The 18,985-nt window shown below is 54.2% G+C and carries 16 protein-coding genes; 10 read left to right on the top strand and 6 right to left on the bottom strand.

Features of this window, described 5'->3' with window-relative positions; genetic code table 11:
• Positions 1-121 precede the first annotated feature (121 nt).
• Positions 122-1,132 carry a quinone-dependent dihydroorotate dehydrogenase gene (gene pyrD / locus ACOTX1_RS03840; RefSeq protein WP_023315762.1) on the top strand — a complete coding sequence of 337 codons (1,011 nt, stop codon included), beginning with the start codon at positions 122-124 and terminating at the stop codon, positions 1,130-1,132.
• A gap of 166 nt (positions 1,133-1,298) precedes the next feature.
• The gene (gene zapC / locus ACOTX1_RS03835; RefSeq protein WP_022650736.1) at positions 1,299-1,841 is read left to right on the top strand and encodes a cell division protein ZapC; all 543 of its coding nucleotides are present in this window, start codon (positions 1,299-1,301) and stop codon (positions 1,839-1,841) included.
• Here zapC and ACOTX1_RS03830 read toward each other — a convergent pair.
• A complete protein-coding gene (locus ACOTX1_RS03830) occupies positions 1,838-2,947 on the bottom strand; it encodes a YcbX family protein (RefSeq protein ID WP_003858174.1) in 1,110 nt (369 codons plus the stop codon). The genes zapC and ACOTX1_RS03830 overlap by 4 nt on opposite strands.
• Positions 2,948-3,045: 98 nt before the next feature.
• On the opposite strand from ACOTX1_RS03830, the gene rlmKL reads away from it, so the two are divergent.
• The 6 genes from rlmKL (at position 3,046) to rmf (ending at position 10,971) form a co-directional block, all read left to right on the top strand.
• Positions 3,046-5,154, top strand: coding sequence for a bifunctional 23S rRNA (guanine(2069)-N(7))-methyltransferase RlmK/23S rRNA (guanine(2445)-N(2))-methyltransferase RlmL (gene rlmKL, locus ACOTX1_RS03825; protein WP_003858171.1), 2,109 nt, complete (start codon positions 3,046-3,048; stop codon positions 5,152-5,154).
• A 12-nt stretch (positions 5,155-5,166) separates the two neighbouring features.
• Positions 5,167-7,074 (top strand): ABC transporter ATP-binding protein, encoded by a 1,908-nt coding sequence (locus ACOTX1_RS03820; protein WP_006809352.1) that lies wholly within the window; start codon positions 5,167-5,169, stop codon positions 7,072-7,074.
• Positions 7,075-7,087: 13 nt separating this feature from the next.
• Positions 7,088-8,341, top strand: coding sequence for a membrane integrity-associated transporter subunit PqiA (pqiA, locus tag ACOTX1_RS03815; RefSeq protein ID WP_023315764.1), 1,254 nt, complete (start codon positions 7,088-7,090; stop codon positions 8,339-8,341).
• A 4-nt stretch (positions 8,342-8,345) separates the two neighbouring features.
• Positions 8,346-9,986, top strand: coding sequence for an intermembrane transport protein PqiB (pqiB, locus tag ACOTX1_RS03810; RefSeq protein WP_003858166.1), 1,641 nt, complete (start codon positions 8,346-8,348; stop codon positions 9,984-9,986).
• A complete protein-coding gene (gene pqiC / locus ACOTX1_RS03805) occupies positions 9,983-10,549 on the top strand; it encodes a membrane integrity-associated transporter subunit PqiC (protein WP_023315765.1) in 567 nt (188 codons plus the stop codon). Before pqiB ends, pqiC begins: the two co-directional genes overlap by 4 nt.
• Positions 10,550-10,803: 254 nt before the next feature.
• On the top strand, positions 10,804-10,971 hold the full coding sequence (rmf, locus tag ACOTX1_RS03800) for a ribosome modulation factor (RefSeq protein WP_003858162.1): 168 nt from the start codon (positions 10,804-10,806) through the stop codon (positions 10,969-10,971).
• 71 nt (positions 10,972-11,042) lie between these two features.
• Here rmf and fabA read toward each other — a convergent pair whose 3' ends face one another.
• Both fabA and ACOTX1_RS03790 read right to left on the bottom strand, forming a co-directional pair.
• Entirely contained in the window at positions 11,043-11,561 is a 519-nt protein-coding gene (fabA, locus tag ACOTX1_RS03795; RefSeq protein ID WP_000227926.1) for a bifunctional 3-hydroxydecanoyl-ACP dehydratase/trans-2-decenoyl-ACP isomerase, read from the bottom strand.
• A gap of 68 nt (positions 11,562-11,629) precedes the next feature.
• Complete coding sequence (locus tag ACOTX1_RS03790; protein ID WP_023315766.1) at positions 11,630-13,390, bottom strand: AAA family ATPase; 1,761 nt, start codon at positions 13,388-13,390, stop codon at positions 11,630-11,632.
• Between the two features lie 186 nt (positions 13,391-13,576).
• On the opposite strand from ACOTX1_RS03790, the gene matP reads away from it, so the two are divergent.
• Positions 13,577-14,029, top strand: coding sequence for a macrodomain Ter protein MatP (gene matP / locus ACOTX1_RS03785; protein WP_003858158.1), 453 nt, complete (start codon positions 13,577-13,579; stop codon positions 14,027-14,029).
• 65 nt (positions 14,030-14,094) lie between these two features.
• Here the strand turns inward: matP and ompA are convergent, their stop codons facing one another.
• Both ompA and sulA read right to left on the bottom strand, forming a co-directional pair.
• Positions 14,095-15,147, bottom strand: coding sequence for a porin OmpA (ompA, locus tag ACOTX1_RS03780; protein WP_003858156.1), 1,053 nt, complete (start codon positions 15,145-15,147; stop codon positions 14,095-14,097).
• 356 nt (positions 15,148-15,503) lie between these two features.
• A complete protein-coding gene (gene sulA, locus ACOTX1_RS03775; RefSeq protein ID WP_032610196.1) occupies positions 15,504-16,013 on the bottom strand; it encodes an SOS-induced cell division inhibitor SulA in 510 nt (169 codons plus the stop codon).
• 217 nt (positions 16,014-16,230) lie between these two features.
• Here sulA and ACOTX1_RS03770 point away from each other — a divergent pair, with 217 nt between their 5' ends.
• Entirely contained in the window at positions 16,231-16,857 is a 627-nt protein-coding gene (locus tag ACOTX1_RS03770; RefSeq protein WP_023315767.1) for a TfoX/Sxy family DNA transformation protein, read from the top strand.
• Here the strand turns inward: ACOTX1_RS03770 and yccS are convergent.
• Positions 16,814-18,976, bottom strand: coding sequence for a YccS family putative transporter (gene yccS, locus ACOTX1_RS03765; RefSeq protein ID WP_023315768.1), 2,163 nt, complete (start codon positions 18,974-18,976; stop codon positions 16,814-16,816). The two genes, ACOTX1_RS03770 and yccS, sit on opposite strands and share 44 nt — an antisense overlap.
• Positions 18,977-18,985 lie beyond the last annotated feature (9 nt).

The raw sequence follows: 18,985 nt of genomic DNA, 5'->3' as shown, positions 1-18,985 counted from the left end.
CGAACCGATAAGTAAACGATTGCGTTTTACGTGGCTTTTTTTGCCACAGGTCAATTCCCTTTCCGGGCGGGATCGCACATAATCCCCTCCCGGTTTGCACACCGGGAATCCAGGAGAGTTCATGTACTACCCCTTCGTTCGTAAAGCCCTTTTCCAGCTCGATCCTGAGCGCGCTCATGAATTTACATTTCAGCAGTTACGCCGTATTACAGGAACGCCTCTGGCCGCGCTGGTGCGTCAAAACGTGCCGGAAAAACCAGTTCAGTGCATGGGCCTGACTTTCAAAAATCCACTGGGCCTGGCGGCCGGTCTGGACAAAAATGGCGAATGCATTGATGCACTCGGTGCGATGGGCTTTGGCTCGATCGAAATCGGGACGGTAACGCCGCGTCCGCAGCCGGGAAATGACAAGCCACGTCTGTTTCGCCTGGTTGAAGCCGAAGGGCTGATCAACCGCATGGGCTTTAATAACCTTGGCGTCGATCATCTGGTTGAGAACGTTAAGAAAGCCCATTTTGATGGCGTGCTGGGTATAAATATTGGCAAAAATAAAGACACGCCGGTCGAGCAGGGTAAAGATGACTATCTGATTTGTATGGAAAAAGTCTATGCCTATGCCGGTTATATTGCGGTGAATATTTCCTCGCCTAACACCCCAGGGCTGCGTTCATTACAATATGGCGAAGCGCTCGACGATCTTCTTAGCGCCATTAAAAATAAACAAACGGCGCTACAGACGATCCACCATAAATATGTTCCGGTCGCGGTTAAGATCGCCCCGGATCTTTCGGCAGAAGAATTGATCCAGGTTGCCGACAGTTTAGTTCGCCATAATATTGATGGTGTGATTGCGACCAATACGACACTCGATCGCTCTCTCGTTCAGGGAATGAAAAACTGTGACGAAGCGGGTGGATTAAGTGGCCGTCCGGTACAATTAAAAAGCACCGAAATTATTCGCGCACTCTCCGCGGAATTAAAAGGCCAGCTGCCGATTATTGGCGTGGGTGGCATTGACTCCGTCATCGCTGCACGTGAGAAGATGGCGGCAGGCGCATCGCTGGTGCAAATTTATTCCGGCTTTATTTTTAAAGGGCCGCCGCTGATTAAAGAAATCGTCACGCATATCTAATCTTTTCTCTTAATCAGACAACCAGGGCTTTATTTCCAGCCCTGGTTGTTTTATATTCCGTCATTGTTGCTTATTTAGACATTATAGTCTTTTATTACTAGTGTTATAAGCGAAGCGGCAAACAGGACATTTTTAGTACAGGACGTTTAGGGGACGGGAGAGAAACATGCGAATTAAACCTGACGATAACTGGCGCTGGTATTTTTGTGAAGAGCATGACCGTATGATGCTCGACTTAGCCAATGGCATGTTGTTTCGCTCTCGTTTTGCGCGCCGAATGTTAACCCCAGACGCGTTTGCTCCCTCAGGCTTTTGCGTTGACGATGCTGCACTCTATTTCTCTTTCGAAGAAAAATGCCGCGAGTTCGATCTCTCCAAAGAACAGCGCGCTGAACTGGTATTAAACGCGCTGGTGGCAATCCGCTTCCTGAAACCGCAAATGCCGAAAAGCTGGCATTTCCTTGCGCACGGCATGAGCTGGACCCCGGCTATCGGCGATGCGGCGAGCGTCAATCTGAGCGATACCGAAGAGGAGGTGAATTTGCTGGTGGTTGAACCCGGTGAAAACGCTGCGCTCTGTTTGCTGGCCCAACCCGGCGTGACCATTGCCGGGCGAGTTATGCAGTTAGGTGATGCCATCAAAGTGATGAACGACAGGCTGAAGCCACAGCTGCGCGTTGATTCCTTCAGCCTCGAACAGGCGGTTTAAGCTTCCAGCTGTACGGATGTTTTCGGGACACAGCTACAGCACAGGATCGTGCCGTCACCGCCAATCGCAGATTTCTTCAGGGCACTCACTTCACCATCGACCAGTTTAATGCGACAGCATCCGCAAATCCCCGCGCGACAGGAATACGGTACGCGGATACCCGCCTGTTCCAGTTGTTCCAGTAGCACCTGCTGATTGTTACCACGGATAACTTTGCCTTCCCAGTGAATATCCACCGCGGAAGCGACGTTGGTTACCACGTCAACCATCTCTTCTTCCTGACCTGCGCCGTACACCCTGGCAGGCCCGCGGGTAAGGATCTCGATCTCGTCGCCCACGCGGATCACACCGCTGGAGCGGGGGATCAGGTTCTGGCCGAAGTCGACATCACCTTTATCCTGCGCGGTGCGAAATGACTGCAATGTTTTTAGCGGTTCACCGGAAGGATGCTTCTGGCCTTTCTCCGGGCTAATGGTGGTGAGAATACAGCGGCTGCACGGTTTCACCACGTCAAAAATAACGCTGCCGATGCGGATGACTTTCCAGGTATCTTCATCCCAGGCCTCCGCTCCGGTCACCACCAGATTCGGGCGAAACTGCTCCATCTGCACGCTGGCTTTGCAACGTTTTTGTAAATCTCGCAGCGAGGCCTCGCTGGTCAGCAGAAAGGGAAAACCATCCGCGAAGGAGAGGGGAACCGCATCGTGGCGCTTCACGCGACGGGTCAGCGCAGGCCCAACCCAGCGCAGCTGAACGTCACGGGAGAAAAAGCCGCTGAGCCACTGGTTAATGTTATCCGGCGCGATACGCGCGGTAAAATGATTGCCCCACACTTCCGTTGGCGCATCAAGCGGCGCAAAATCAGCAAAGCGGATCACGACGCTTGAACCGTCTGGCGCGGTCAAATGCAGCCCGTCATGAAGCGGGGAAGGCGTAAAGCGAACCATCTGCGGGAACTGACGTGCGGTGATAAACGTACCGTCAGGCTCGGTGACCATAAAAATACGATCGAAGGCGAATCCGCTCATATCGGCCAGCGCGTGAGTCACGCCGATACCGCGCATCGATTTCACCGGATGAATAAAAAGCCTGGATAACGTCGCCACTACACACTCCCGCTAAAGAAAATAAGCCTTCAACTTTATGACATACACGCCATATTAGCTATAATGCGCGACAATTTTCTATGAGTAAAAGTGACGATATGAATTCTCTGTTTGCCAGTACGGCCCGTGGGCTGGAAGAGCTGTTAAAAACTGAACTGGAAGCCCTGGGCGCGAAAGAGTGCCGGGTGGTTCAGGGTGGTGTCCATTTTGAGGGCGACACGCGGCTTATTTACCAGAGCCTGATGTGGAGCCGTCTGGCGTCGCGCATCATGCTGCCGATGAAAGAGTGCAAGGTCTACAGCGATCTTGATCTCTACACCGGCGTACAGATGATCGACTGGACAGAGATCTTCACCCCGGACGCCACCTTTGCGGTGCATTTCAACGGCGTCAACGATGAGATCCGCAACAGCCAGTACGGTGCCCTGCGCGTTAAGGATGCCATTGTGGACTGCTTCACGCGTCGTAATAAAGAACGTCCGAACGTTGACCGTGAAAACCCGGATCTGCGTATCAACGTCTGGCTGAACGGCGATACGGCCAGTATTTCCCTTGATCTGAGCGGCGCAGGCCTGCATCTGCGCGGTTATCGCGATCGCACCGGGATGGCGCCGATCAAAGAAACGCTGGCTGCCGCTATCGTGATGCGCTCCGGATGGCAGCCAGGTACGCCGCTGCTCGATCCGATGTGCGGTTCCGGTACGCTGCTGATTGAAGCCGCGATGCTGGCCACCGACCGTGCGCCAGGGCTGCACCGCGGCCACTGGGGCTTCAAAGGCTGGGCGCAGCACGATGAGGCCATCTGGAAAGAGGTCAAAGACGATGCGCAGACCCGCGCCCGTAAAGGGCTGGCGGAATACACCTCTCACTTTTACGGTTCGGACAGCGATGCACGGGTGATTGAACGTGCGCGCAGCAACGCCCGTCGTGCCGGTATCGGCGAGCTGGTCACCTTCGAGGTGAAAGACGTGGCGAACCTGACCAACCCGTTGCCAAAAGGCCCGTACGGTACGGTGATCAGCAACCCGCCGTATGGTGAGCGTCTGGACAGCGAGCCGGCGCTGATTGCACTGCACAGCCTGCTGGGCCGCAACATGAAAGCGCATTTCGGCGGCTGGAACCTCTCCCTGTTTAGCGCCTCGCCGGAGCTGCTGAGCTGCCTGCAATTGCGTGCCGATCGCCAGTTCAAGGCGAAAAACGGCCCGCTGGACTGCGTGCAGAAAAACTACCATCTGGCAGAGATAGCGGCGGATAGCAAACCGTCAGGCGTGGCGGAAGATTACGCCAACCGCCTGCGCAAAAACCTGAAGAAATTTGAGAAGTGGGCAAAGCAGGAAGGCATCGAATGTTATCGCCTGTACGACGCTGACCTGCCGGAATACAACGTGGCGGTTGACCGCTATGCGGACTGGGTAGTGGTTCAGGAATACGCCCCGCCGAAAACTATCGATGCGCAAAAAGCGCGTCAGCGTATGCTGGATGTGATTGCGGCCACCATCGCCGTACTCGGCATTTCGCCAAACAAGCTGGTGCTGAAAACCCGTGAGCGTCAGAAAGGCAAAAACCAGTATCAGAAGATGGGCGAGAAGGGTGACTTCATCGAAGTGGGCGAATATAACGCGCGCCTGTGGGTTAACCTGACCGACTACCTTGATACCGGTCTGTTCCTCGACCACCGTATCGCCCGCCGCATGCTGGGCCAGATGAGCAAGGGCAAAGACTTCCTGAACCTGTTCTCCTATACCGGTAGCGCCAGCGTTCATGCGGGGCTTGGCGGCGCGCGTAGCACCACCACGGTAGATATGTCACGAACTTATCTGGAGTGGGCAGAGCGCAACCTGCGTCTTAACGGCTTAACCGGTCGTCAGCATCGCCTGTTACAGGCCGACGTGCTGGGCTGGCTGCGCGATACCGACGAGCAGTTTGACCTGATCTTTATCGATCCGCCGACCTTCTCTAACTCCAAGCGTATGGAGGATAGCTTTGACGTTCAACGCGATCACCTGCGCCTGATGACCGACCTGAAGCGCCTGCTGCGTAAAGGCGGCACCATTATGTTCTCGAACAACAAGCGCGGATTCCGCATGGATCACGACGGCCTGGCCGAACTGGGACTGAAAGCACAAGAAATCAGCCAAAAAACGCTGTCTCAGGACTTTGCCCGTAACCGTCAAATCCACAACTGCTGGCTGATTTCCGCGGTCTGAAAGGAAAAATAAATGTCTTTAATTAGTATGCACGGCGCGTGGCTCTCTTTCAGCGACTCACCGCTTCTCGATAATGCAGAGCTGCATATCGAAGATAACGAGCGCGTCTGTCTGGTGGGCCGTAACGGCGCAGGTAAATCGACGCTGATGAAAATCCTCAACCGTGAGCAGGGGCTGGATGACGGCCGTATTGTTTACGAGCAGGATCTGATCGTCTCTCGTCTGCAACAGGATCCGCCGCGTAACGTCACCGGCAGCGTTTACGATTTTGTGGCCGAAGGGATTTCAGAGCAGGCGGAATACCTCAAGCGTTACCACGAGATTTCGCATCTGGTGATGACGGACCCGAGCGACAAGAATCTCAACGAGCTGGCAAAAGTGCAGGAGATGCTCGATCACCACGGTCTGTGGCAGCTGGAAAACCGCATTAATGAAGTGCTGGCCCAGCTTGGCCTGGAAGCGGATATGGAGCTGTCGGCGCTCTCCGGCGGCTGGCTGCGTAAAGCGGCGCTGGGCCGTGCCCTGGTGAGCGGGCCTAAGGTGCTGCTGCTGGACGAACCGACGAACCACCTGGATATCGAAGCGATTGACTGGCTGGAAGGGTTCCTGAAAACCTTTAACGGCACCATTATCTTCATCTCCCACGACCGTTCGTTCATCCGCAATATGGCCACGCGCATTGTCGACCTCGACCGCGGCAAGCTGGTGACTTACCCGGGCGATTACGATACCTATCTACTGGAGAAAGAAGAGAACCTGCGCGTCGAAGAGCTGCAAAACGCCGAGTTCGACCGCAAGCTGGCACAGGAAGAGGTCTGGATCCGTCAGGGCATCAAAGCCCGTCGTACCCGTAACGAAGGCCGCGTTCGCGCCCTGAAGGCGATGCGCCGCGAACGTAGCGAACGCCGTGAAGTCATGGGGAGCGCCAAAATGCAGGTTGAAGAGGCGTCCCGCTCGGGCAAGATTGTCTTCGAAATGGAGAACGTGAATTATTCGGTTGACGGCAAAGTGCTGGTGAACGATTTCTCCGCTCAGGTTCAGCGCGGCGACAAAATTGCGCTGATCGGCCCGAACGGGTGCGGTAAAACCACGCTGCTGAAACTGATGCTCGGTCAGCTCCAGGCCGACAGCGGTCGTATCCACTGCGGTACCAAACTGGAAGTGGCGTACTTCGACCAGCATCGCGCAGAGCTGGATCCAGACCGTACGGTGATGGATAACCTCGCTGAGGGCAAACAGGAGGTCATGGTTAACGGCAAGCCGCGTCACGTGCTGGGCTACCTTCAGGACTTCCTGTTCCACCCGAAACGCGCCATGACGCCGGTGCGCGCGCTGTCCGGCGGTGAGCGTAACCGTCTTTTGCTGGCGCGTTTGTTCCTGAAACCCAGTAACTTATTGATTCTCGATGAACCGACTAACGATCTGGATGTCGAAACGCTGGAACTGCTGGAAGAGTTGATTGATGGTTATCAGGGAACCGTGATGCTGGTCAGCCACGATCGTCAGTTTGTCGATAACACCGTGACCGAGTGCTGGATCTTCGAAGGCGAAGGACGCATCGGGCAATATGTAGGCGGCTATCATGACGCGCGTGGACAGCAATCGCAGTCGCTGGCGCAAAAACAGGCGAAGACCAAAAATGTCGCTGAACCTGTTGTTGCGAAAGCAGAAACTGTCAAAAAGTCTCCTGCTAAAATGAGTTATAACTTGCAGCGCGAGCTGGAGGGGCTGCCGCAGCGTCTGGAAGAGCTGGAAGCGGCACTGGAAGCACTGCAAATCCAGGTCGCTGATGCGTCATTCTTTACGCAGCCTCACGACTATACTCAGAAAGTATTGGCTGAACTCTCACAGGCTGAACAGGCGCTGGAAGAGGCATTTGAGCGCTGGGAGTACCTTGAGTCTCTGAAAAACGGCGCATAAACAGGGATAATCTATGTGTGACCAGCACCATGCCGATCGGCATATATTATGCTCGCAATGCGATATGCTCGTGGCGTTGCCAGAGCTTGGTCACGGACATAAGGCTGCCTGCCCGCGCTGCGGCGCTACGCTGACGACCGAGTGGGACGCGCCAAGGCAGCGTCCTACGGCTTATGCGCTGGCAGCCTTATTCATGTTACTGCTCTCCAATCTCTTCCCTTTCATCTATATGAAAGTGGGCGGGATGGTAAGCCAGGTGGAGTTACTGGAAATTCCTGGCGTGATGTTCTCGGAAGATTACGCCAGCCTTGGCACCTTCTTTCTTCTGTTCGTGCAGATCGTCCCGGCTTTTTGCCTGGTCGTCATTCTGCTATTGGTCAATCGCGTCAGGATGCCCACCGCCCTTAAAATCAAACTCGCGCGGATCCTTTTCCAGCTGAAAAGCTGGGGGATGGCGGAAATTTTTCTCGCGGGTATTCTGGTCAGCTTCGTGAAGCTGATGGCCTACGGCGATGTGGGGATTGGCAGCAGCTTTATTCCGTGGTGTCTGTACTGCGTGCTGCAACTGCGCGCGTTCCAGTGCGTGGACCGACGCTGGGCCTGGGACGATATTGCCCCGGCGCCGACGCTCTCGCAGACGGTAAAGGTGGGCGTACCGGGTATCCGTCAGGGGCTTCGCTCCTGCTCGTGCTGCACCGCCGTGCTGCCCGCGGATGTCGAGGTGTGTCCGCGCTGTGAAACAAAAGGTCACGTCCGGCGCAAAAATAGCCTGCAATGGACCATGGCGCTGCTGGTGACCTCTGTCATGCTCTATCTGCCCGCCAATATCTTGCCGATCATGATCACCGATTTGCTCGGCGACAGAATGCCCTCGACCATACTGGCCGGGGTGATTTTGCTGTGGAGCGAGGGATCTTACCCTGTAGCAGGCGTCATATTCCTCGCCAGTATTATGGTTCCGACCTTAAAGATGATTGCCATTGCCTGGCTTTGCTGGGATGCAAAAGGGCACGGTAAGCGAGACAGCGAGCGCATGCATCTGATTTATGAGGTCGTGGAATTTGTTGGCCGCTGGTCGATGATTGACGTGTTTGTGATTGCGGTTCTCTCAGCGCTGGTGCGTATGGGTGGGCTGATGAGTATTTATCCCGCTATGGGAGCGCTGATGTTTGCGTTGGTCGTCATTATGACCATGTTTGCGGCCATGACCTTCGACCCTCGTTTATCGTGGGATCGTGAGCCCGATTCAAGCCATGAGGAAGAGTAAGAGCATGGAAAATAAGAGTGGAGAGGCTAAAGTGCAGAAGGTCAGAAACTGGTCGCCGGTGTGGATTTTCCCCATCGTGACCGCGCTGATCGGTGCATGGATCCTGTTTTATCATTACAGCCATCAGGGACCGGAAGTCACGCTAATTACCACCAATGCAGAGGGGATTGAGGGCGGAAAAACCACCATCAAGAGCCGCAGCGTGGATGTGGGTGTCGTGGAAAGCGCGACCCTGACGGATGATTTAACCCATGTTGAAATCAAGGCCCGCCTGAATGCTGGCATGGAAAAACTGCTCCATGAAGATTCTGTTTTTTGGGTAGTGAAACCGCAGGTTGGGAGAGAAGGGATCAGCGGCTTAGGGACGCTATTGTCCGGGGCTTATATTGAACTCCAGCCCGGCAACAAAGGCGCCCAGCCAGCAAACTATCAGCTGCTGGATTCACCGCCGCTTGCGCCACCGGATGCAAAAGGGATCCGCGTTATTCTGGACAGTAAAAAAGCGGGCCAGCTCTCGCCGGGCGATCCGGTGCTGTTCCGTGGGTATCGCGTCGGTTCGGTTGAAACAAGCACCTTCGATCCGCAAAAACGGACCATCAGCTATCAGCTATTTATCAACGCGCCTAATGACCGCCTGGTGACCAGCAACGTTCGCTTCTGGAAAGACAGCGGGATCGCGGTAGATCTCACCTCTGCGGGGATGCGCGTTGAGATGGGTTCACTCACCACGCTGTTTGGTGGGGGCGTCAGTTTTGACGTGCCGGAAGGTATAGATCTGGGACAACCGGTGGCGGAGAAAACCGCCTTCAGACTGTTTGACGATCAAAAAAGCATTCAGGATGCGCTCTATACCGATCACATCGACTATCTGATGTTCTTTAAAGACTCTGTACGCGGCTTGCAGCCAGGAGCGCCAGTTGAGTTCCGCGGTATTCGTCTGGGGACAGTGGGACAAGTGCCTTACTTTGTTCCGGGACTGAAGCAGATGCTTGATGATGATTATCGTATTCCGGTGCTGATCCGCATTGAGCCTGAGCGTTTGATTAATCAGATAGGCGAGGACCAGGATATTGGGGAGCATATCAGCGACCTGCTGAATCGCGGGCTGCGCGGCTCGCTGAAAACCGGCAACCTGGTCACAGGGGCGTTGTATGTCGATATGGACTTCTATCCAAAAGCGCCACCAATGACGGGTATCCGTGAATTTGGTGGCTACAAAATCATTCCTACGGTCAGCAGTGGCCTGGCGCAGATCCAACAGCGCCTGATGGAAACGCTGGATAAGATCAACAATCTGCCGCTGAATCCAATGCTTGAAGCTGCGACGGGATCACTGCATCAGAGCCAGGCGACGATGCAACGTCTGCAAACCACCCTGGATAATATCAACAAGATCACGGCCAACCAGTCCATGCAGCAGCTGCCGCAGGATATGCAGAAAACGTTGCGCGAACTGAATCGTAGTATGCAGGGCTTCCAGCCGGGCTCAGCGGCCTACAACAAGATGGTGGCGGATATGCAACGTCTTGATCAGGTTTTACGCGAGCTACAGCCCGTTCTGAAAACGCTCAATGAAAAGAGCAACGCACTGGTGTTTGAAGCGAAAGACAAAAAGGATCCTGAGCCTAAGAGGGCGAAACAATGAAAAAATGGCCAATCATCGCAGGCGCACTGGTATTAACGGCCTGTAGCTCTGGAAGCGATAACAAAAGCTACTACCAGCTGCCGTTAAGCGCCCAGTCCGGTGCGCAGAGCAGCACCTCGCAGGGCAGCCGTCTGCTGTGGGTTGAACAGGTTGCCGTGCCAGATTACCTGGCGGGCAACGGGGTGGTCTACCAGACCAGCGATGTGCAGTACGTAATCGCCAACAATAACCTGTGGGCCAGCCCGCTGGATCAGCAGCTACGCAATACGCTGGTGGCGAATCTGAGCAGCCAGCTCCCCGGTTGGGTCGTTGCCTCGCAGCCTCTGGGAAGCGATCAGGACACTCTGAATGTTAACGTGACGGGATTCCATGGCCGCTATGATGGTGCCGTTGTTATCAGCGGGGAGTGGCTGCTGAATCACCGGGGTCAGCTGATTAAGCGTCCTTTCCATCTTGAACTCAAGCAGCAGAAAGATGGCTATGACGAAATGGTGAAAGTACTTGCGCAGGGATGGGCACAGGAGTCGGCTGCTATCGCAAGAGAGATTTCCCGCCTGCCATAAGTAAAATTCATCGACGAAAGCCGCACTCAGCTTCTTGCTGATTGCGGCTTTTTTTTCGTTTTGCGTTCAGGTTGTTACTTGTCCCGCGTCACATTTTTTGTACAAACGATCTTCCATGTAGCTCACAAATATGACACCCGTATGAATTTTGAACGTTGACGCTGACGTCGATTCGGGGTATTCGTTAACTGTGCTTGCACATATTGCAACCACTGTTTTCTTTCCACCAGACAAAAGAATGAGGGAAACGAGGCATGAAGAGACAGAAACGAGATCGCCTGGAAAGGGCTCATCAACGTGGTTATCAGGCTGGCATCGCCGGACGTTCAAAAGAAATGTGTCCCTATCAGGCCCTGAATCAAAGGTCCCAATGGCTAGGGGGCTGGCGAGAAGCCATCGGAGACAGGGCAGTACTTGCTTGATACCGTCTCTTTAAAAAGAAACCTCCGCAATGCGGAGGTTTCGCCTTTCTGGATGGGGCTAAAAGCCGTTATCAGAAAGCGGAGGTATCCTGGAACAGACCCACTTTCAGGTCGTTCGCGGTATAGATCAGGCGACCATCTACCAGCACTTCACCGTCCGCCAGGCCCATAATCAGGCGGCGGTTAACGATGCGTTTGAAATGGATACGGTAGGTGACTTTCTTCGCGGTAGGCAGAACCTGACCGGTGAATTTCACTTCGCCTACGCCCAGCGCACGGCCTTTGCCTTCACCGCCAAGCCAGCCCAGATAGAAGCCAACCAGCTGCCACATGGCATCGAGGCCCAGGCAGCCAGGCATTACCGGATCGCCAATAAAGTGGCAACCGAAGAACCACAGGTCCGGGTTGATATCGAGTTCTGCTTCTACGTAACCCTTATCAAAGTTGCCGCCGGTTTCGGTCATTTTCACGACACGGTCCATCATCAGCATATTTGGGGCTGGTAACTGCGGGCCTTTCGCGCCAAACAGTTCACCGCGACCAGAGGCAAGAAGGTCTTCTTTAGTATAGGATTCGCGTTTATCTACCATGTTCTCAGTAAGCCTTATTTTAGTGAAGGACGCAGGATAGCTAACACGTGTACGCTGAACAAGTCCGATCAGTTCGCACTAAACCAACTTAACCAGCGTAACGGCCACGGATAACGATGACGAGCATCCTGCTGTGTCGCCTGAGCTATACGTTCCTGAATGGTCTGCATCAGGGTTGTCTGGCCTTCGCCGTCCCAGACCAGGTTTGTCAGTAAGGGTAGTGCATCCTCAACCCCTTCGATGGCCCAGACGGTGAATTGTTCCTGCTCTACCGCATCCAGAATCGCCTGGCTCAGGCTCAAATGGCGAGCGTTAGGTGCCGGAATAATCACGCCCTGTTTGCCGTTTAAACCGCGCTGCTGGCAGATTGCGAAGAAGCCTTCGATTTTCTCATTCAGTCCGCCCACCGGTTGGGCACGGCCAAACTGATCCACGGACCCGGTAATCGCAATATTCTGGTTAATCGGCACGTCTGCAAGCGCGCTGATCACGGCACACAGCTCCGCCATTGAGGCGCTGTCGCCGTCGACTTCACTGTAGGACTGCTCAAAGGTCAACGAGGCAGAGAAGGGGATCTGCTGCTCGAGCTGAAGTTCAGACATCAGGAACGCCTGCATGATCATCATGCCTTTGGCATGAATGTTTCCGCCCAGTTCGGCCTTGCGTTCGATATCGGTAAATTCGCCGTCACCAATGTGTACGACACAGCTGATACGGGAAGGCTCACCAAAGGCGCGCGGGTGTCCGGGGAACTCGATGACGGACAAGGCGTTGATTTGCCCGATACGTTCGCCTTCGGTCTCCACCAGAATCTGTTCCAGCAGAATTTCATCCTGCATACGGTCAGCAAGATAACCTTCACGCCATTCACGCTGGGCCAGCATCTGGCTAAGCTGCTCACCGGTAAACGGACCGTTACCGCTGATAACCCCCACTTCACGCAGCTGTTTACCGATCCAGAGCGGGCAGAGCGGCAGGGTTTCCTGATCGCCAGTGTAGCGTACGGCCTCGCGGATTAAGCCCGGCCACGCATCCTCGGCAGGCGAGGGCAGTGCGAAACGTTCCGCCACGGCCATAACCCACTGACACCACTGCGCCATGTCATCGGCATCGGCGATCTGAATATTATCTTCAAATTCGCTATAGACAGCCTGCTCCGCGAGTTCTGGCTCCATTTCCTGGAAATCAGCCAGAGATTCACGGTCGCCCGTCAGCACGACGGTCAGCGACAGCGGCATAGACGGAATGGATACAGGCAGCGGACGCGAATCGTCGTAGCCTACCCAGTCAAAACGTTGCTGTGTCACCACCGTTTTCAGGCGCATCCACAGCAGAGGCTGCGCAAGCAGGGTGCGAAGGGAGATGAGCAACACGCCGCCATTCGCGCGGTGTACCAGCCCCGGTTGCAGTGACACATCGCCATTGAACTGACGAAGGCAGCCGAACAGCTGTTCTGCTTCCACCCAGTTGGCGGTGATCACCTCGCCTTTTGCAGCGAACTGTCCGTCTGCCTGCGTGGCAGGTTCGTACGTCACGTCACGTCCGGCAATATGATACTGGCCACCAAAAACGGCATTCGTTTTTGGCTGCAACTGGCGCATGGCATCACCGAGAAGCATCAGATACTCGGCTTCTTCCGGGGCTTTGAGCAGCATGAAAGGAGATGTAGCCCATGGGGATGACATCTGCTCCAGCGCGTAATGCAAACGCGGTTGTGTATCGCTAAGTATGAATTCGTGTTCTTTTGTGAGGTCTGGCTGTGCAAACAGCTCCTGATAGCTCTCGGTATCCGGAACCAGGTCACGCCATGCAAGTTTCGTAATGGTCAAAGTTGATGTTTTTTAGTCAGAAGTAAAACCGTGGAGTATACCGTAAGCGGCGCACTCTGCCCAATCAGGATTCGGGTTTTCGTCATGCGGATCGCCTGCGGCGTTTCACAGGATATGATTTCTTTTCAGCAGATTGCCAAAAAACTGATATTCTGAACAGAGTTACACGGTAACACTGAGATCGCAATGAAATATCAACAACTGGAAAACCTCGAAAGCGGCTGGAAATGGAAGTACCTGGTCAAAAAGCACCGTGAAGGGGAGCTGATCACCTGCTACATCGAAGCCAGCGCGGCGCAAGAAGCTGTGGATATGTTGCTGACCCTCGAAAACGAACCGGTACTGGTCAACGGCTGGATTGAGAAACACATTAATCCGGCCCTGTTAAACCGGATGAAGCAAACTATCCGTGCTCGTCGTAAACGGCATTTCAATGCCGAGCATCAGCACACCCGTAAGAAATCCATCGACCTGGAGTTTATGGTCTGGCAGCGTCTGGCCGGGCTTGCGCAACGGCGCGGGAAAACCCTGTCGGAAACGGTGGTGCAGCTGATTGAAGATGCCGAGCACAAAGAGAAGTATGCCAGCCAGATGTCGACGCTGAAGAACGATCTACAGGCACTGTTAGGTAAAAAATAAGCGTTTTGCTTTTCTTCAGATAATAAAAAACCCCGCATGGCGGGGTTTTTTTATAAGACGATAACTTATGCCGCAGGCTGAGTTACAACGTCTTTGATACCTTTAACTTCGATCTCTACGCGACGATCTGGTGCCAGGCAGTCGATCAGTGCAGCGCGTGGTTTCACGTTGTCACAGGTAGAACCGGTAACTGGGTTAGATTCGCCCATACCACGTGGGGAGATCTTGTTAGCTGGGATACCTTTAGATACCAGGTAATCAACTACAGACTGAGCACGTTTCTCAGACAGACCCTGGTTGTAAGCGTCAGAACCGATACGGTCGGTGAAGCCCAGAACCACTACAGAACCGTCTTTAGGATCCAGGTTGCTCAGCTGGGTGTACAGCTGATCCAGTGCCTGCTGACCTTCTGGTTTCAGGGTAGCTTTGTTGAAGTTGAACAGAACGTCAGACTTCAGAGTGAAGTGCTTGGTCTGTACTTCTGGCGCTGGAGCCGGAGCTGGAGCTACGACTGGCGCATCTTCCTGCTGACCGAAACGGTAAGAAACACCAACGCTCAGCATGCCGTTGTCTGGACGAACGCCAACGGTAGCACCGTCACCGATGTTGTTAACCCACTGGTATTCCAGACGGGTAGCGATGTCACGGGTCATTGCCCACTCAACGCCACCAGCGAATACTGGGGAAACACCCGTGTCGTGGTCGTCACCAGCACGGCTGTTGCTGGAGTCTGCACGCCATACCATGCCGCCCAGACGGGTGTACACGTCCAGATCGTCAGTTACTGGGTAACCCAGTTTAGCGGTCAGCTGTACGCCTTGAGCTTTGAAAGCGCCATTGGTTTCGTTGCCTTTGTAAGGCATACGACCTAACCAGTCGTAACCCATTTCGAAGCCAACATACGGGTTAACCTGATAGCCACCGAACGCACCTGCACCAAGCTGGCTCTCATGAGTTGGGCCATCATTGTTGTTTGCGCTGTCGTACCAACCGGTGTCATGGAACTGAGACCAACCCAGTTTACCACCTGCATACCAGGTATTATCTTTCGGAGCGGCCTGCGCTACGGTAGCGAAGCCAGCCAGTGCCACTGCAATCGCGATAGCTGTCTTTTTCATTTTTTGCGCCTCGTTATCATCCAAAATTTGCCATGAATATCTCCATCGGAGGAATCACGGTTAAATCCTTCACCGGGGGGCGTGGTCAAATATAAACCTACCGATATCTTCGGCTTAGGCCGAGCACCCCTGGCGATGTAAAGTCTACAACGTAGCTGAAAACTTACAAGTGTGAAGTCCGTCAGGCATATGAAAAAAAAAGTTCCGTATACCTAATATTTAACAATTTTTGAACGAATTTTGTGCAGTAAAATTAACGAGAACCGCGTCAGACAAGACTTGCCGCAGTTTTGGCGCGTTGAACTTTTTTTGCATACTGCGGTCGAAAAAAATTCCAGGAAAACTCTTAAAATCACTCAATGGTACACATTTGAGTGAATTTTTAGCCCGGGATGTTGTCCTCTGCGATAGGAATCTCCACGAACTGGCCGCATGATGAAACCCATCGCGTTACCTTCTTCAGCCGCTTCAGTCAGACGCAAATGTTCTTCTTGCGACAGATCCTCAGGCAACCACCCAATCACGACGCTATAGTTCCCGGTACGTAATGCCCGGACCATCGACTCGACCGTATCGCAAGGGGAGAGTTGATTAATCTGCATCACCTTCGCTAACGGCAGCCCAGCCGACTGAACCCATTCGCGACTTAATTTTTGCTGTGGCGTCAGCCAGAGCTGCCAGCGAGACTGTTGCCCGAGCTGCTGCAAAAGCGGCAGGAGTAAGAGTTGTGTCAACAGCGGCTGGTCTTCACGGTAAACCACTTCACTGATAAGCCCTGTCGATTCACGCCCGATAGAATTCTGCGCAGCATTGCCTGCGGCAGAAGTAGAAGGTGTTAAGTGATTTGCATAGCCTGAAGTGTACATAATCATTCCAGCCCTGTAGTTACTGTATGGATATACAGTAACCCCTGTATGCATAAAGATCAACCTCATTTTCGGAAAGCGACTCGCAAATTTCATCCATTCCTGGTGAACATGAAAAAATCATCTTGCCCAACGGCAATAAGTTGCCTATTTTCCTGCTAACGGATCCGTTAGTAAGAAATATCGTGGTTACTGTATGATTTTTAATGGAATTATCATGAAAAAGATATCTTATGAGCGGATTTATCAATCTCAAGAATACCTCTCTCCGCTGGGCGAAATTCATCATCGCGCCCTGTTTGGCGGTTATACCCTGGCCGTGGATGAAGCGGTGTTCGCGATGGTGTCTGACGGCGAGCTGTACCTTCGCGCCTGTGAGCAAAGTGCAAAATACTGTGTAAAAAACGCTTCCTCTTTTCTGACCCTGATGAAACGAGGACGCCCAGTGCTGCTTAATTACTACCGTGTGGACGAAGGTCTGTGGCAAAACAGGGAAAAACTGCTTCAGCTCTCCTCGTTTGCGCTCGATGCCGCCAGGAAAGAGCGCTACCAGCGCCATCAGCGTAACCGGCTTAAAGATCTGCCGAACCTGACCTTTCAGATTGAGGTCCTGCTTATGGAGGCGGGCATTACCAATGAAGAGACGCTACGACAGTTGGGGGCGAAGACGAGCTGGCTGAAAATGCGCTCGAAGAATAAAGCGCTGAGTATCCGGGTATTGTTCGCGCTTGAAGGCGCGATTGAAGGGTTACATGAAGCGGCACTCCCGGCGGATATTCGCCGGGAGCTTACGGAGTGGTTTAATGCGCTGCCTGAGTCGCAGGGCCATCATTCCGCCAGGTAGCGATCTGCTGTCGCAGCCGACAAATTTCCGGCAGCAAAGCGATAAGCAGGCCAATTTGCTGAAGGACCAGTGGAGCTTTGTTGTCGGTGCCTGGATCAAGGTGTGCGATACGTTGCACCAGTTCATCCAGTGCCTGGTGAACCCGTGGCTCATCCGCAGGTTGATGATGAAGCGCATCATCAACGTAGCAAACGGCGTCGTCCAGCAGCGCCAGGATGCCCGGATTCGTCAGTTTCTCTCGGTGGGCGCCAAGGGTAGAGATATAGCTGGTGAACGTGTGGTTCAGACACAGCAGGCGGAAGGCTGTCTCACGGATTTCTGCCGTAGCGCGCGGCTCAGTTGACATATTCGAGACAACGGAAGCCAGCTCTGCGTCAGTGTTATGCGCATCGCGACGGGCAATCCGATAGGCCAGACGGTTATCGCGACCCTGATGGTATTGCTCAAGAATAGCATCCAGGTAGCGGCAGTTGGCGTTCATTGCTCTGTCGGACACCCGCGGTAAATTTCGGAAACGCCAGTCAGGCCAGATAAAACTCACCGCCGCCCAGGCGATGGCGCAGCCGATTAGCGTGTCAATCACACGGGGGAGGGCCACCTCAAAGCCTTCACCCAGCAGATTGAAGCAGAGCAGCACCAGCAGCGTGATGAACATCGTGGCGTGGGCATACTGCACATTGCGGAAAGCGAAGAACAGTACACCGGTAATCACAATCAGGATCAGTTGCCCTTCTACGGATGGCACAAAGTAGAGCACCGGCAGCCCGATGGCGACCCCGACTAATGTCCCGACAATACGCAGCGCGAGCCGATGGCGGGTAGCGTTATAGTTCGGCTGGCAGACAAACAGGCTGGTCAACAGGATCCAGTAGCCGTGGTGCAATCCTGTTATCTGGATAAACGCGTAGCCGACGCACAGTACCAGCGACATCCTTACCGCATGGCGAAAGAGGGCGGATTCCGGCGTAAAATGACGGCTCAGGCGCAGCCACACATCGCTGAAACCGTTGAGACTGTCGTCGGCAAGCTGGTTGTCAGCGTCATTGCCCGGCATCGCCATCGCCTGTTCAGACTCAATGGTGGCGAGCTGAGCATCAATGGCTCTCAGGTTGTTGAGCAGGAATCCCAGGGCTTTGAACTGTTCCGGTGATGTCCCACTGGCCTGAACGCGATCGAGCGCCGCATCCAGGTGGCTGAATGCGCGTTCAAAGCGCGGATCGTGCTGATAGGGCGTGCGCAGCAGTATTGAGCGCGCAAGTTGCTGGCAGGCCTGAGACTGCATCGACAGCAGGCGCTGGAAACGGAACATCACGTCGCTATAGCGGAATTTCTCGCGCAGGTCAGCGTACTGCACATGCGAGGAGCTGGCGCGCTCGTGAATATCCTGGGCGACAAAATAGTAGTGCAGTGTGCGCCGTGTACCGCGCTGACCGCGATCGCCGCGCAGACGGGTGAGCAGAGACGCTTTGGTCTGATTCAGCGTGGCGACCAGCTGGCCATTTGCCAGCGCCAGATCGTACAGGGGCGCCTGACTGTCCTCTTCAATATCCGGATCAAACAGCCGGGATTTCAGCTCCAGATAGTGGGCCAGCTGTTCGTAACTGCGGGCAATGTTGTCCTGTAAGGCACGAACCGGAAAAATAAGATGCCCGGTTAAGGTCAGCAGGTTATACCAGATAGCACCCAACAGCAGCAGGACCGGTTGCTGATACCACTGCTCGTAAAGAGAGACGCCCAGCATGGTGTAAATGGCAATCAGCAGGGCGCCAAACGCGATAGTGGCGTAGCGTTGCCCGAGGCCGCCGAGCAAAATGAAGCCGCTGGTGGACACCGTCAGCCCTAAGGCAAACAGCCAGGGCCACGGGAAAAGCAGCTCAACGGAGGCGGAAGCAATAAAGAAGCAGACCAGCGTGATGACCAGATTACGCAAACGACCGGCCAGGCGGTCGTCGAGATCCGCCAGCGCACCGGCCACCACCCCAAGCGTGAGGGGGATGGTGAGCTTCACATCATTCAGCCACCACGGCAGAGCGACGGTGCCGCAGAGGGCGATAAAAATCCTGACGTTATACAGCCAGTTACTGTTCCATGTATAGCGACGAAGCAGGGGGCTTAGCATGAGAGCGGC

The organism is Enterobacter cloacae complex sp. IR5401 (assembly GCF_049238425.1).
Classification (GTDB): domain Bacteria; phylum Pseudomonadota; class Gammaproteobacteria; order Enterobacterales; family Enterobacteriaceae; genus Enterobacter; species Enterobacter hormaechei_C.
This window is presented reverse-complemented; position numbering and strand designations above follow the sequence as displayed.